Origin of the sequence: Mucilaginibacter sp. (genome assembly GCF_039921305.1) — a bacterium.
Classification (GTDB): domain Bacteria; phylum Bacteroidota; class Bacteroidia; order Sphingobacteriales; family Sphingobacteriaceae; genus Mucilaginibacter.
In genome coordinates, this window is record NZ_JBDSCA010000055.1 from 39,831 (window position 1) to 55,139 (window position 15,309).

10 protein-coding genes are annotated in these 15,309 nt (G+C 43.6%); all 10 read left to right on the top strand.

The features are described from left to right. Positions 1-96 precede the first annotated feature (96 nt). Positions 97-426 carry an L-rhamnose mutarotase gene (gene rhaM / locus ABIN91_RS16935; RefSeq protein WP_348052463.1) on the top strand — a complete coding sequence of 110 codons (330 nt, stop codon included), beginning with the start codon at positions 97-99 and terminating at the stop codon, positions 424-426. Positions 427-575: 149 nt separating this feature from the next. Continuing rightward, entirely contained in the window at positions 576-1,850 is a 1,275-nt protein-coding gene (locus ABIN91_RS16940; RefSeq protein WP_348052465.1) for a sugar isomerase, read from the top strand. An 8-nt stretch (positions 1,851-1,858) separates the two neighbouring features. Next, positions 1,859-3,235, top strand: coding sequence for an FGGY family carbohydrate kinase (locus ABIN91_RS16945; protein WP_348052467.1), 1,377 nt, complete (start codon positions 1,859-1,861; stop codon positions 3,233-3,235). Positions 3,236-3,424: 189 nt separating this feature from the next. Continuing rightward, positions 3,425-7,000 carry a DUF4450 domain-containing protein gene (locus tag ABIN91_RS16950; protein WP_348052468.1) on the top strand — a complete coding sequence of 1,192 codons (3,576 nt, stop codon included), beginning with the start codon at positions 3,425-3,427 and terminating at the stop codon, positions 6,998-7,000. 94 nt (positions 7,001-7,094) lie between these two features. Further along, positions 7,095-8,717, top strand: a complete 1,623-nt coding sequence (locus ABIN91_RS16955) for an arylsulfatase (RefSeq protein ID WP_348052470.1) — start codon at positions 7,095-7,097, stop codon at positions 8,715-8,717. 321 nt (positions 8,718-9,038) lie between these two features. Further along, complete coding sequence (locus tag ABIN91_RS16960) at positions 9,039-11,087, top strand: alpha-L-arabinofuranosidase C-terminal domain-containing protein (protein ID WP_348052472.1); 2,049 nt, start codon at positions 9,039-9,041, stop codon at positions 11,085-11,087. After that, positions 11,084-12,403: a rhamnogalacturonan acetylesterase gene (locus tag ABIN91_RS16965; RefSeq protein WP_348052474.1), complete on the top strand. Its 1,320-nt coding sequence runs from the start codon at positions 11,084-11,086 to the stop codon at positions 12,401-12,403. Before ABIN91_RS16960 ends, ABIN91_RS16965 begins: the two co-directional genes overlap by 4 nt. A gap of 43 nt (positions 12,404-12,446) precedes the next feature. Beyond that, complete coding sequence (locus ABIN91_RS16970; RefSeq protein WP_348052475.1) at positions 12,447-13,217, top strand: polysaccharide deacetylase family protein; 771 nt, start codon at positions 12,447-12,449, stop codon at positions 13,215-13,217. An 11-nt stretch (positions 13,218-13,228) separates the two neighbouring features. Continuing rightward, positions 13,229-14,455 carry an oligogalacturonate lyase family protein gene (locus ABIN91_RS16975; RefSeq protein WP_348052477.1) on the top strand — a complete coding sequence of 409 codons (1,227 nt, stop codon included), beginning with the start codon at positions 13,229-13,231 and terminating at the stop codon, positions 14,453-14,455. A gap of 245 nt (positions 14,456-14,700) precedes the next feature. Continuing rightward, positions 14,701-15,279, top strand: a complete 579-nt coding sequence (locus ABIN91_RS16980; RefSeq protein ID WP_348052478.1) for an RNA polymerase sigma-70 factor — start codon at positions 14,701-14,703, stop codon at positions 15,277-15,279. Positions 15,280-15,309: the final 30 nt, after the last annotated feature.

Here is a 15,309-nt window from a genome sequence, read left to right on the forward strand (position 1 = left end):
TTCATTGGTTCACTTGTTCATTGGTTAATTAGTCTTACAAGGCTCATCAACCAATGAACATTGAATAATATCAAACTATAAAAGACCAATTGACTAATGGCTAATGAACCAATGAACCGCATAGCATTCAAAATGAAACTGTTCCCCGGCAAAACCGCGGAATATAAAAAGCGCCACGATGAAATATGGCCAGAGTTGGTAGCGTTGTTAAAAGAAGTTGGCATAAGCGATTATTCCATATTTTTAGACGAAGAAACCAATGTGCTTTTCGGAGTACTGAAATCATCAGATGACATTGCCCGCGAAAACCTGCCAAGCCATGCCATCATGCAAAAATGGTGGGCCTACATGGGCGATATTATGGAAAGCAACCCGGATAATTCCCCGGTAAGCAGCGCATTGCCCGAAGTGTTTTATATGCCGTAAGAGAGACTCAGGAATCAAGATACAAGAACCAAGAAGAAAAATAAAACCAAGAGTAAAAACCAGAAGTAAAGGATTTGAGAAATAGAAAAGTGGGTCTGTCTTGACTCTTGATTCTGGCTTCTTGATTCTACCTTCAAAATCTAAAACATATGCAAGTAGAGAAGTATAAAATTGACGGTTTTAACAACGAAGCGTTGGCCGATCACAAACGCAGGTTTGAATTTGTTGCTGCCGATGTAGCCAACGTTGATGATGTATTAGCTAAGCTGGAAGCATTTCAAATTGCTATCCCGAGCTGGGCATTAGGTACCGGTGGTACACGTTTCGGTCGTTTCTCAGGTGGTGGTGAGCCACGCAGTATCGAAGAAAAAATTGAAGATGTTGGTGTATTGCACGCCTTAAACAAATCATCAGGCGCTATTTCTCTGCACATTCCCTGGGATGTGCCACAAAACCACCAAGCCATTAAAACCCTTGCCGCTCAACACGGTTTGGTATTTGATGCCATGAACTCTAATACCTTCCAGGATCAGGCTGATGCCCCGGAAAGCTACAAATTCGGTTCGTTACAACACGTTGATAAAGCGGTGCGCGATCAGGCTATAGCCCACAACATCGAAGTAATTAAACAAGGTGTTTTGTTGGGTTCAAAATCGTTAACCGTTTGGTTGGCCGATGGATCAAGCTTCCCGGGTCAGTTAAACTTCCGTGGAGCTTTCGAGCGTACTTTGGATAGCTTAAAACAAATTTACGCCGCCCTTCCGGATGATTGGAAACTGTATTTGGAGTACAAGTGCTACGAGCCAAACTTTTATTCAACTACCGTTGCAGACTGGGGGCAATCGTTATTATACGTAACCAAATTAGGGCCTAAAGCCTTTACTTTGGTTGATTTAGGTCACCACTTGCCAAACGCCAACATCGAACAAATCGTATCGTTATTGTTAATGGAAGGCCGTTTAGCAGGTTTCCATTTTAACGATTCAAAATATGGTGATGATGATTTAACCGTAGGTTCTATCAACCCATACCAATTGTTCCTGATTTTTAATGAACTTGTTGAAGGTATGGATGCCCGAGGCATGAACCATGCTACAGATTTAGGCTGGATGATAGACGCGTCGCACAACCTGAAAGATCCTATCGAAGACTTATTACAATCTGTACAAGCTATCCAGATAGCTTACGCGCAGGCTTTAATAGTTGATAAAGCAGCATTACAAGCGGCTCAAAAAGCAAGCGATGTAGCTTTGGCGCAAGAGATCTTACAGAAAGCTTACCGCACAGATGTACGTGCTTTGGTATCAGAAGCAAGCCTGCGTGCAGGTGGTGCGATTGATCCGATTGGTGCTTACCGCAACTTAAAAGTGCGCGAGAACCTGATCAAAGAACGTGGACAGAAAACAGTAGCAACAGGATTATAATATTGAGCATGAAGAGCGTTCCGGTAATAGCCATATTTGATATTGGGAAGACGAACAAAAAATTCTTTTTGATTGACGAGTACTACAAGATTGTATTGGAACGTACGGCTAATTTTAAAGAAACGGTTGACGATGATGGCGACCCATGCGAAGATATCGACCTGTTAACCAATTGGGTTAAAGAATCGCTTGCAGATATCTTATCGCTCAAAAAGTTCGATATCAAAGGTTTGAATTTTTCAACCTATGGTGCCAGCTTTGTCCACATCGATCATGATGGCAAAGTTGCGGGGCCTTTGTGTAACTACTTAAAGTCTTTTCCGGATGAGTTGAAGAATGAGTTTTACGCTACCCATGGGGGAGAAGAAGCCATATCGAGAGAAACAGCATCTCCGGTTTTGGGTAACTTAAACTCGGGTATGCAGTTGTATCGCATCAAACGCAAAAAACCTGAGTTGTTTAAAAAGATCAAGTACTCGCTGCATTTGCCGCAGTACTTAAACTTTTTGGTAACGGGAGGCTATTACTCTGATATTACAAGCATTGGCTGCCATACTCAGCTTTGGGATTTTGTAAAAAACGATTATCACGATTGGGTTTATAAAGAAGGTATCGATAAGATATTAGCTCCCGTATTCCCGTCGGATAAGGCGATGGACGCGGTTATTAACGGACAAGAATATCATGTAGGCGCAGGCTTGCACGATAGCTCTTCGGCGCTAATACCCTATCTGGCCAGCTTTTCGGAGCCGTTCATTTTGATCTCTACAGGTACCTGGTGCATCAGCTTAAATCCGTTTAACGATAACCCGCTTACCGCCGATGAATTGAATAAAGATTGCTTATGCTACATGGAATATCATGGTAAACCTGTAAAAGCATCGCGCCTGTTTGCAGGTAACGAGCATGAGCAGCAAACCAAGCGTATAGCCGAGCATTTTAACAAGCCTTTAGATCAATACAAAAAGATAAAATATCACGCAGAGTATGTACGGACTGATAGTGCGGATAACAGCGACCGTTCATTAATGCAGCAATCATTATTTGGCGAGCGCGACTTGTCGCAATTCGCATCTTATGATGAAGCATACCATTGCCTAATCCAGGATATTATGGTTCAGCAAAAAGCTTCAACCACGCTGGTTATTCAAAACACTGGTGTAAAACGCATATTTGTTGATGGCGGCTTTGGTAAAAATCCGGTTTATATGAATATGCTGGCAACAGCTTTCCCTAATTTTGAAGTGTTCGCGGCTTCGGTTGCGCAGGCTACAGCTATAGGGGCGGCTTTATCCATCCATAAACACTGGAATACTAAAACCATTCCGGGCGATATGATCGAACTAAAATATTATGCCCTGGCGCATAAAATGGAAGTGGAATAAATTAGTGAGTGGTGAATAGTGAGTGGTGAAAAAGGTTTCCGTGCGGTTGTCGATGTTCGCACCGATAACTGTTTTGGCTAACAAATATAAAACTAAAGCAATACAATGCTCAAAACCCTAACAAAAAGGACTATATGTTTATCATTAGTCCTTTTTTTGTGCGCTCATAATTTTGTATCCGCTCAAACTGTGCCAACCAAATTGTGGCACAATAAAGAGCGCGTTATAAATTACCATCCCGATGGTGAAGATATTGTAAGCAATAACGGCAAGCACCGTTTTAACCGCGCGTTATATGGTACCAATACCGCTTTTCGTGTAGAGGGTGGTGATTTGCCCGAATTTGCCTTGTACCTTCCGGGAATGGGTGGCAACCTTAAATTCGGCATTGTAACTACAACCGGTAGCAAATGGATAATCGATGCGCAAAACATTGAGATGCGCTACAGGGCAGGATCATTGCTATATACTATTCACGATCCATCTTTAGGCAAAGGCAGCTTAAACCTAACTTTATTAGCCGGAGCAACAACAGAAAGCCTGATATTAAAAGCCGAATTTAAAGGCGTTGACAATGGCGCTAAACTATTTTGGGCATTTGGCGGCGCAACAGGCAAAAAATTCTCGCGCGATGGCGATCTGGGTGCCGATCCCGAATCCTCATTCTATTTAAAGCCGGAGTATTGCAAAGGCAATGTTTATAAAATTAGCAATACATCTTTCTCACTAAACTTTGCCAGCAAAACTATCAGCGAGGCAGACCGCTACGAGATCAAACAACCCGGCTATAAACCCGCCGAGATCATCTCGCAAAAAAGCCAGCTAACGGGCTTATTCCCAGTAGGAGCAGAACTGCATATCGCGGATGCGAACAAGCAAGCTTCACCAACCGAATTATGGGATTCAAAACCTACCGATGCTCCAGCCATTACAGGTTTAATTAAATCTGGAGTTCAGCCGCTGTACTTTTTGATACAAAGCCCGGCTGAAAAAGTTGTAACCAACTATGCAGAACTTCCCGGCTTATTCAACGCCGCCGAAGTAGCCCGCAAAAAAATAGCGGATCGCATAAAAGTTAACACGCCCGATCCATACATCAACACCCTTGGCGGCGCGCTCGCCGTAGCAGCCGATGCCATTTGGGAATCCCCATCGTACATGCATGGGGCGGTGGCCTGGCGCATGAGGCTGAATGCCTGGCGAGGCCCATACGTAGCTGATGTTTTAGGCTGGCACGATAGAGCCCGTTCGCATTTTAGCAGTTACGCGCTTTCGCAGATCACTAGCCCGGAGAGTGGCCCCAATAGGCCCGATACCGCCATGCATTTTGCACGCCAGCAAGAAAAACTGGGTAATGCCATGTTCAGCAGCGGTTATGTGAGCCGTAACCCGGGAGGCAAGATCCAGCCGCATCATTACGATATGAACCTGGTTTATATTGATGCCATGCTCAACCACTTTAACTGGACGGGCGATAAAGAATTTGTTAAACAAATGTGGCCGGTAATTAAACGCCACTTAGCATGGGAGAAACGCAATTTTGATGCCGATGGCGACGGACTTTATGATGCCTATTGTGCCATTTGGGCCAGTGATGCCCTGCAATACAGCGGCGGCGGCGTAACCCATTCATCAGCCTATAATTACCGCGCCAATAAAATGGCCGCCCAGTTAGCCAAAATAGCTGGCGAAAACGGCACACCATACCAAAAGGAAGCCGACCATATTCTGGCAGCCATCAACAAAACCTTATGGATGCCGCAAACAGGGCAATACGCCGAGTATCAGGATTTATTAGGCAACAAACTATTACACCCAGCCGCCGCTTTGTGGACAGTTTACCACGCCATTGATTCGGATGTGCCTGATAAATTTCAGGCGTATCAGGCTTTACGGTATGTAGATACCCAGATACCGCATATCCCCATCATAGCCAAAGGTGTTCCCGATGGTTTTTATACCCTGCCAACCACCAATTGGATGCCTTATGATTGGTCACTCAATAACGTGGTTCTGGCCGAAGAGCTGCACACCTCCTTAGCTTACTGGCAAGCTGGCCGCTCCGAAGATGCCTTTAAACTTTGGAAAGGCTCCTTACTTGAAAGCATGTTCCTCGAAAGCAGCCCCGGCAACTTTGACCAGCTATCTTTCTACGATTCCACCCGTGGCGAATTATACCGCGATTTTGGTGACCCGGTAGGCATGGCAGGCCGATCATTAGTCGAGGGTTTGTTTGGGATTCATCCCGATGCATTGAATGGGAAGTTGCTAATCAAACCGGGTTTCCCAATGGCTTGGGATCATGCTTCTATACATACACCAGATATTCAGTTTGATTTTAAGCGGACGGGTAATACGGATACTTATACCATTGTATCAAGTTTTCCGAAAGCTATGGATCTGGTTTTACAGCTTAAAGCCAAAACCGCTTCCATAAAATCAGTAACCGTAAATGGCAAACCTGCTAAATGGAGTAATGTTGATGGTGCCATTGAAGTACCGGAAGTTAAATTAGATTGTGGTACCACCAGTGGCTACGAAATTCAAATCGTGTGGAACGATGTAAAGTTATTACCAACGCAAACACTCGCGGTCTATCCAGCGATGGCCCTTGATAAAAAAAATGGATATTACGATCCACAGTATGCCTTGAATAGGAGCAAAAGTGAGGAACCATACAATTACGGTATCCATATCGCATTTATTAAACAAAAGCAGGGTGTTTTTACTTGGTGGCAACCACTTAATTGTGAAAATAAACGTTTGATAGAAATTACTGCGGGGAATGTACAGGAAGATAATAGGTTGAATTTTAAAGTTACAGCTAATATTTTGGACGTGAAAGGGCGCATAACTGTTAATCCCGGAAAAAATAAATACCAAACATTGGTTGATATTAAGGCGGGTTCCACTTCAGACGAGATTAGTGTACCTCTGTCTGCATTAATCGAAGGCAGTAACATTATCCGTATAGAATACAATAATGGCGAAGCTTTCCAAACCACCCTCACCAACTGGAACATCCAAAAAGCCCCATCCAACCAAGAAACCATCAATCTAACCCTATACTTTAACGATCAGGTAACCAATATATTCAAAAATAAATACCTGTCGCCACGCCCAACTGCGCCAACATTACAATTGCCGTGGCAAGGGATAGGCAACTGGTGCTATCCGTTGGTTGAAGCTAATATTGATGATAGCGGCTTGCGTAAAGCGGCTGGGGATAAAAACGAGTTTATCACACCACAAAACCTCAAATTCGCTACGCCGGGTAAAATGGGAGAGAAGAATATCCTGTTCACTTCGCAATGGGATAATTATCCTAAGCAGATTGAAGTGCCCTTATCGGGAAGATCATCGCATGCGTATTTTTTAATGGCTGGCTCAACAAACCCTATGCAAAGCCGTTTAGTAAATGGAGAGGTAACTATTACGTATAAAGATAACACAACCCATGTGCTCCAACTAAAAAATCCGCAAACCTGGTGGCCCATTGAGCAGGACTATGAGGATGATGGTTACGCTTTCCAGTTGAACGCGGCAAGGCCCATCAGGGTTTACCTAAAAAGCGGCGTGGCTGCAACGGAATGGAATCAATTTAAAGCGATAAAAGGTTTCGCTAACCGGGGTATTGACGGCGGTGCAGGTACAATATTAGATCTGCCATTAAATCCTGCCAAAGAGCTAAAAAGCTTGCAATTAAAAACCATTGCCAACGATGTGGTGATCGGGTTAATGGGCGTAACTTTGGTAAGAGAGTAAATATTAAACGTTTAAAGAGGGCTGGCTAAGTGCGATTCCCCTCTTGAGAGGGGTGGAGGGGTGTGTCCTTTACGCCATGTAATAACAAACTGCTATGAAAAACATTTCAACAACAATTGCCATTGCCCTCATGGGGATAACGGGCCTTACATCCGCGCAAAGTAAAAAAACGAGCATTACAGCAAAACGCCCTAACATCATCATCATACTTGCCGATGATATGGGTTATTCCGATATTGGGTGTTTTGGCTCAGATACCCAAACACCTAACATTGATGCCATGGCCAAAGGTGGTTTACGGATGACGCAGTTTTACAATGCATCGCGCTGTTGCCCAACCCGCGCCTCATTGTTAACAGGCTTATATCAGCACCAGGTTGGCGTAGGCGATATGATGAACACCCGTGCTGAAGCCGCTTACCAGGGCTACCTCAATCAAAACTGCGTCACCATTGCCGAAGCGTTAAAATTGGGTGGTTACAATACCTTAATGGCCGGTAAATGGCATGTTGGTCAGGCACCGGAGCATTGGCCCGTTAAGCGTGGTTTTGATCATTACTTTGGTTTGATTGATGGGGCCAGTAGTTATTTTACACCAACTATGCCTTATCGCCCCAAGCAAAAACTAACTATCGCTTTAGATGATAAAGAATTTACCCCCGGCCCAAACTGGTACTCAACCGACGAGTATGGCAAATACGCCGTTAAGTTTATTGAGCAAAACCAGAAAACCACCAAACCCTTCTTTTTGTATATGGCCTTTACCAGTCCGCACTGGCCGGTTCAGGCTTTGCCCCAGGATATTGCCAAGTACAAAGGCAAATACATGAAAGGCTGGGATAAGCTGCGCGAAGAGCGCCTCGCCCGACAAAAAGCCTTAGGCATTTTGCCGCAAAATACCCAGCTATCACCCCGCGATAAAAGCATCCCCGAGTGGAATAGCCTAACCCCCGAAGAGAAAGAACGCTTTGATACCAAAATGGCCGTGTACGCTGCTATGGTTGATAGGATGGATCAAAACATTGGCAAGATCCGCGCCAGGCTAAAGCAATTGCATCAGGATAAAAACACCATCATCATGTTCTTGTCGGATAATGGCGCCAGTTCCGAAAGTATCAAAGGCCCTGGTTTTACGCCCGAAGTATTGGCTGCCAATAACAAACCCGCGTCCGATCCAACATCCTTCACCGCCTACGAAACCTGGGGAGCAAACGTGAGTAACACGCCTTTCAAATTATACAAACATTGGGAGTACGAGGGTGGTACGGCAACGCCATTCATCGCTTATTATCCGGGCAAAATTAAAGCAGGAGTGTTAAACAGCAAACCCGCTCACATTACCGATCTGATGGCGACTTGTTTAGATTATGCTGGTGTTGCCTATCCTAAAACTTACCACGGTAACACCATTACCCCAACGGAAGGCATCAGTTTAAAGCCTTTGTTTACGGGCCATAAATGGAACAGTATCCCACTATTTTTTGAGCACGAGGGTAATCGCGCGGTACGTGTTGGCGATTGGAAACTGGTTTCGCAAAAAAACGAAAACAAATGGGAGTTGTATAATATAGCAACCGACCGTGCCGAGCAAAACGATTTAAGCGCGCAAAATCCCGATAAGGTAAAGCAATTGGAAGCCCTATATAACCAATGGGCCACCCGTGCCGGCGTTATCTCTTTCGAAAAATTAGGAAGGCCTTTGGGCGGAGGAGAGTAGAGGTTAGTAGACTCAAGAATCAAGATGCAAGAATCAAGATAAATTGGTGCTTCCTATTGGTTCTTGAGTTCTACTAATTCTGAATAATAAAAGGTCCTTGTCTTGATTCTTGAGTCTCGCCTCTTGAGTCTATTCTCCCAAGTAATATTCCCATTACAAATCCCTTATTCAGGATAGCACAGGATGCATATCCCCTAAGGTTGCTCTACTTTTAATTATTATTAGCAGCAGCCAGCTGTTGTTAAACAATTATAGACTAACCAGCTATATTATATTAATAAATGTATATTTAACAATTGTTAAATTGTTAAACCGATTATTATGCCTTTCGTGAAAAAAATTACTTTCAGTGTAGTGTTTTGTGCTTTTTTATCGCATGCTGTGTTTGCACAGGATGTTAAGCAGATCTCCATTTTAGTTGATAAACCAACCGTAAAGGTATCGCCTAATATGTGGGGGATATTTTTTGAGGATATCAATTTTAGCGCCGATGGCGGCCTTTATGCCGAACTGGTTAAAAACCGCTCGTTCGAATTTTTAAAACCTTTAATGGGGTGGAAAGAGGTTAAGGGCGAAGGTGGCAGCGGTAATATCCTCATCATCAATCGCGGAAAAGAAAATGAAAATAACCCACGTTTTGGCCGGGTTAAAGTTAAATCGGCTTCTGGTTACTATGGATTAGAGAACGAAGGTTTCCGTGGGATGGGGATTGAAAAAGGTAAAACTTATAATTTCTCGGTACTTGCCCGCAAAGGCGAGGGAGCCACTAAAATCAAAATTCATTTGCTTAGCGCGGATGGCAAAGTAATTTCTGATGAAGCCACTCTACAGGGCTTTACTGCTCAATGGGCAAAATACTCAGTATCGCTAACAGCCACAGCTACCGAAGCCAAAGCACACTTCGCTGTGTTGTTTGAAGGCGCGGGAGTGTTGGATGTTGATATGCTATCTCTCTTCCCTAAAGATACCTGGAAAGGCCGGACCAACGGTTTACGCTCAGATCTGGCACAATTACTTGCCGATTTAAAACCCGGTTTTGTACGTTTCCCCGGTGGTTGTATAGTTGAGGGCCGCGATCTGGCTAACCGTTACCAATGGAAAAAAACCGTAGGTAAGGTAGAGGATAGGGAACTCATTATCAACCGTTGGAACACCGAATTTGCTTACCGCTCCGCGCCTGATTATTTTCAATCATACGGATTAGGCTTTTTTGAGTACTTCCAGTTAGCCGAAGATATTGGCGCCGAGCCGCTCCCAATTTTAAATTGCGGCATGGCCTGCCAATACAATACCAGCGAGGTAGCGCCTTTAGATCAATTGAACCCTTTTATTCAGGACGCGCTTGACCTGGTTGAGTTTGCCAACGGACCTGTTACCACAAAGTGGGGTAAGCTGCGCGCGGCAATGGGCCACCCAAAACCTTTCAATCTAAAAATGATGGGTGTAGGTAACGAGCAGTGGGATGTGCAATATCTGGATCGTTACAAACTATTCGCTAAGGCGTTGAATGCTAAATATCCTGAATTAAAATTAGTAACCAGCTCTGGTCCGTCACCTTCCGGGGATAAATTTGACTATTTACAAAAAGAGCTGCGCGAGCAAAAAGCTAACTTTTTAGATGAACATTATTACCAATCGCCAGATTGGTTTATGCAGAACGCATCGCGCTATGATAACTATGATCGTAAAAGCAGCAAAATATTCGCTGGTGAATATGCCGCTCATATTAAAGAACCTAAAGGCGCTAAGGAATCGGAAGCGATGAACGCCTGGGTAAGCGCCTTAGCCGAAGCCGCTTTTATGACAGGCTTAGAACGTAATGCCGATGTTGTACAAATGGCAAGCTATGCCCCATTATTAGCCCACGTAGAAGCCTGGCAATGGCGACCAGACCTAATATGGTTTGATAACTTAAGATCGGTAGCAACGCCTAATTATTATGTGCAAAAGCTTTTTGCCAATAACAAAGGCACCGATGTTGTGCCCGCGCTGATGGACGGCAAAATATTAGCCGGAAAGGATAGCTTGTATTCGAGTGCAGTAATCGATAAAAAATCGGGCCAGTTGCTTGTTAAGCTGGTAAATACATCGGCAAAGGAAATGCCTGTTAAATTAAACCTTGGCGATCTGGTCTTAGTCACATCAAACGGTAGCTGGACTGAACTTACATCTGCCAATAGCCTTGATATTAATACCCTGGATGAGCCTAAAAAAATATATCCGGTAACTAAAGACATTAATACATTTCATAAAACCACGGTTCCGGTTGTTTTAAAAGCCAGATCGGTGAACGTTATCTCACTGGCCTACTCCATGCTTGAGCCGCTAAAAACTAATTCAAATGGCGAAAATAAGCCAGTAAAACCATGATGAAAACTACACTAACTACAGCTCTTTTTGCTTTAACGGCTCTAACCGTATCAGCACAAAAAACCACTTATAAATTTAAGTTTGGCAAGGCCGATAAAGGCTTTGTTACCATAACTCCAAATACAATTTATAGCCCGGGTGCGTATGGCTTTGATAATGATAGCAAACCGCAGATAGTTGAGGCCACTAAAAAAGATGCAAGTTTGATAGGAGGGGATAAGCCGTTCTTTTTTTCGGTTGATGTGCCTGAGGGGAATTATAAAGTAACTGTAAAACTGGGTGGTGCTAAAGATGCTACGGTAACTACGGTTCGTGCGGAATCGCGCAGGTTGATGCTGGAGAAAGTGGAAACTAAACCCGGCGAATCTATCACTAAAACATTCATTGTTAACATCCGCAAGCCGGAAATTAGTACAGGTGGAAAGGTTGGCTTAAAAGGCCGCGAATTAAACAAACTGGATTGGGATAATAAGCTAACGCTTGAATTTAACAACGCAAAGCCATGTGTTGAAGAGATTGATATCGCTAAAGCAGACGACCAGATCACGGTTTTCCTTGCGGGAAATTCAACCGTGGTTGATCAGGATGATGAACCATGGGCATCATGGGGCCAAATGATTCCCCGCTTTTTTAAACCCGGCATAGCCATCGCCGATCATGCCGAATCGGGTTTAACCTTATCAAGCTTTAAAGGCTCACATCGTTTGGATAAGATATTAAGCGTTGCCAAACCCGGCGACTATCTTTTTGTTGAATTTGGCCATAACGATCAAAAAGAAAAAGGCCCTAACGATGGTGCCTGGAAATCGTACACCGAAAGTTTTAAATACTTCATCGGCAAAGCCAAAGAGAAGGGAATGATCCCGGTAGTCGTAACTTCAACCAGTCGCCGTGCATTTAGCGATAGCGGCAAGGTGAAAAACACCCTGGGCGATTTCCCTGCCGCGGCACGTAAAGTTGCTGCCGATGAGGGTATAGCCATGATAGATTTAAACGCGATGACGGCCGATTTTTATAATGCCTTGGGGAAAGACAATTCAACAAAAGCCTTTGTGCACTACCCGGCCAACACTTATCCTGGTCAGGATAAACCACTGGCCGACGATACGCATTTTAACGGATACGGCGCTTACGAAATTGCCAAATGCATTATAGAGGGCATTAAGTTAAACCACTTAAACCTTGAGAAATTCCTGATCGATTCGCCACATTTTGATCCATCGCACCCGGATGATGTAAATACGTTTAGCTTACCACTGGCACCGCCAAGCCCGGTATTAAAAAGCGCCACGTTTGTAAAGCCAGATGGCAATTAGAAGATAGAATCAGGAGATAAGAATCAGGAATCAAGAGCTTAAGGTGAAAAGATTAATTATCATATTGTTGCTGCCATTACTGTTTAAAACGGCAACTGCGCAAGTGTTGAAGAAACCTATACCTGATAAGTTAGTTGTACTATCCTTTGATGATGCCGTTGTAACCCAGTTTACCGTTGTTGCTCCATTGCTTAAAAAGTATGGCTTCGGCGCAACATTTTTTGTTTGCGAATTTAAAGACCCACCATTTAGCGATAAAAGCAAATACCTAAGCTGGGAACAAATTGAAGAGTTGAATAAAATGGGCTTCGAAATTGGCAATCATACCCAAAACCATACCCATGTAACTAAAATGGATAGTACGCGCTTTACCGCCGAATTGCAATACATCGAAGATAAATGCAAGGAATATCATATCCCCAAACCTATAAACTTTGCTTATCCGGGTTATGATACCAGCCCTAAAGCAATTAATGTGTTAAAGGCTAAAGGTTATGAGTTTGCCCGCGCAGGGTTGGATCGTACTTATGATCCTGCCGTTGATCATCCGTATTTAATGCCGAGCTTTACCATGCTGGCCAACAACAGGCAGGCTATTTATGATGCCTTTGCTTTGGCTAAAGATGGTAAAGTTGTGATACTCACTATTCATGGCGTACCTGATATAGCCCACGCCTGGGTAAATACCCCACCCGAATTATTTGAGGAGTATTTGAAATATCTGCACGATAACCATTACGAAGTAATTGCAATGCGCGATCTGAAAGCCTATATCAACATTGATAAAGCGCTCCAATTAAAACCGGTTTTTTAAAACTAACCCCAATGGAAAATACTAAAAAAATAATTCTCGCCTGTATTTGTCTCGTTTTTTCATCAATCGCCGTAAAGGCTCAAAAGGTGATGGAAACAGGCTCGGTAAGGCCTATGCCCGGCGAGTGGATAGATAAGGATACCGGCCATAAAGTTATCCGTTTGGTTAATCGCCCGGATACTAACGCCAGTTTCTATTTCAATAACAATTGCTTTGTTCCGCAAAAAATGAATGAGGGCGATTTGATGGTGTTTTATGGAGGTACAGCGATAGGCAAACAGCTATTTACCATCAACTTAAAAACTAAAGCCATAGCGCAGTTAACTCACTATGCAGGTAAAATAGCCGGCGAAATGGTTTGCCCCAAAACACGCTCGGCCTATTACCAAAGTGGCGATACAGTTTTTGCCGTTAATGTTGATACTAAAGTAAACAGCGTTATTTATGTGTTCGACCCGGCCTTTAAAGGCCGGGCAGGTACCATAAACGCCGATGGTACTTACTTAGCCTGTGTTAAAGCGACTACCGACGAGGAACGCGAGATATACAAAAAGTATCCAACTAAGCACGAGTATTTTAACCGCATGTGGGAAGCACATATCGAGCGTGTTTTGTACACCGTTAACATCAAAACCAAAGAAATTAAAGAAATTCACCGTGAAAAGGAGTGGACCAATCACCTGCTGTTTTCGCCAACAGACCCGGATATACTTTCTTATTGCCACGAGGGTCCATGGGAAAAGAATGACCGCATCTGGAATATCAACATCAAAACCGGAAAGAATACGCTAATGCACGTGCGCACCAGGAAGAACGAAATTGCCGGGCACGAGTTTTTTGGTGTGAGCGGTAACCGCGAGTGGTTTGATCTGCAAAAGCCTAAAGGCGATACATTCTTTTTGGCCGCTTTTGATATGAAGACCGGCAAAGAGGACCGCATTTACCAAATGGACCGCAATGAGTGGTCAATCCACTTCAACGTATCTGCCGACGAGCAAACTTTTATTGGCGATGGCGGCGACCCCGGCCAGGTAGCCAAAGCACCTAATGGCGAATGGATTTATCTGTTTAAGCCTAATGGCGATCGTTTAAAATCGGATAAAATGGTGAACATGAGCCATCACCATTATCAGTTGGAGCCTAACGTGCATTTTTCGCCCGATGAAAAATGGATCATCTTTCGCGCCAATTTTGAAGGCACAGAACAGATTTACGCTGTTGAAATAACTAAAAAATAATATAAAGCGCTACAACAAAAGTATATGCCTCCGCTCTAAAAAGCGGGGGGACCACTGTTTTAGAGCAGGATTGTTCAGGACAGTTGTAACTTTACTGGGTATTATATTTGTTACAAACCAATTGATTATAGCCTAAGGCTACATTTTTTTGAAAACATATATACCGTTTGTGGTTATTAACCGTTAACGGGTTGTGGAAAATGCTACCATTTTGGTAGGCTATTTTATTTAAGTATTTATACAGAATGGCTTCAAGATCCGACCAATCTACGCTCAAAAACCTTACAGATTCCGATCTGCTGGTTATGGTGAGGGATGACCGGATGGATGCCTTTGAAGAATTATACTACCGTCACTGGAAAAAGCTCTATGCGTTTGCTTACAAGCGCATCCGGTCAAAAGAAGTTGCCGAAGAAATTGTGCAGGATTTTTTAACTAACCTGTGGGCCGGGCGTAAAACAATGCACATTAAAACATCTTTCGAGGGTTATATTTATACATCGGTACGTAACCTGGTGCTTAATTACATGGCCAAAGAAACCCGTAAACAGGCCTATAGCCAGTTTATACGCCTGTTTAAAACCGATGTAGATAATACTACCGAAGAAACCCTAAACGTTAGGGATGTTTATTTTAACCTGCAAAAAGAACTAAGTTACCTGCCAACAAAATGCCGCTCGGTGTTTGAAATGAGCCGCCAGGAAAATAAATCAAACAAAGAGATTGCCGCCCAATTAGGCATATCCGAAAAAACTGTGGAGAGTCATTTAACCAAAGCCATCAGGCGTTTGCGGGTTAACCTGAACGCTCTGTTATTCTTCTAAAACCTTACCCGGAAAGAATTTTCTGTACAA

What these genes read in the sequence shown, in the direction of transcription:
- rhaM (WP_348052463.1), top strand. Translation starts at nt 97, where the DNA reads ATGGCTAATGAACCAATGAACCGCATAGCATTCAAAATGAAACTGTTC.
- ABIN91_RS16940 (WP_348052465.1), top strand. Translation starts at nt 576, where the DNA reads ATGCAAGTAGAGAAGTATAAAATTGACGGTTTTAACAACGAAGCGTTG.
- ABIN91_RS16945 (WP_348052467.1), top strand. Translation starts at nt 1,859, where the DNA reads ATGAAGAGCGTTCCGGTAATAGCCATATTTGATATTGGGAAGACGAAC.
- ABIN91_RS16955 (WP_348052470.1), top strand. Translation starts at nt 7,095, where the DNA reads ATGAAAAACATTTCAACAACAATTGCCATTGCCCTCATGGGGATAACG.
- ABIN91_RS16960 (WP_348052472.1), top strand. Translation starts at nt 9,039, where the DNA reads ATGCCTTTCGTGAAAAAAATTACTTTCAGTGTAGTGTTTTGTGCTTTT.
- ABIN91_RS16965 (WP_348052474.1), top strand. Translation starts at nt 11,084, where the DNA reads ATGATGAAAACTACACTAACTACAGCTCTTTTTGCTTTAACGGCTCTA.
- ABIN91_RS16975 (WP_348052477.1), top strand. Translation starts at nt 13,229, where the DNA reads ATGGAAAATACTAAAAAAATAATTCTCGCCTGTATTTGTCTCGTTTTT.
- ABIN91_RS16980 (WP_348052478.1), top strand. Translation starts at nt 14,701, where the DNA reads ATGGCTTCAAGATCCGACCAATCTACGCTCAAAAACCTTACAGATTCC.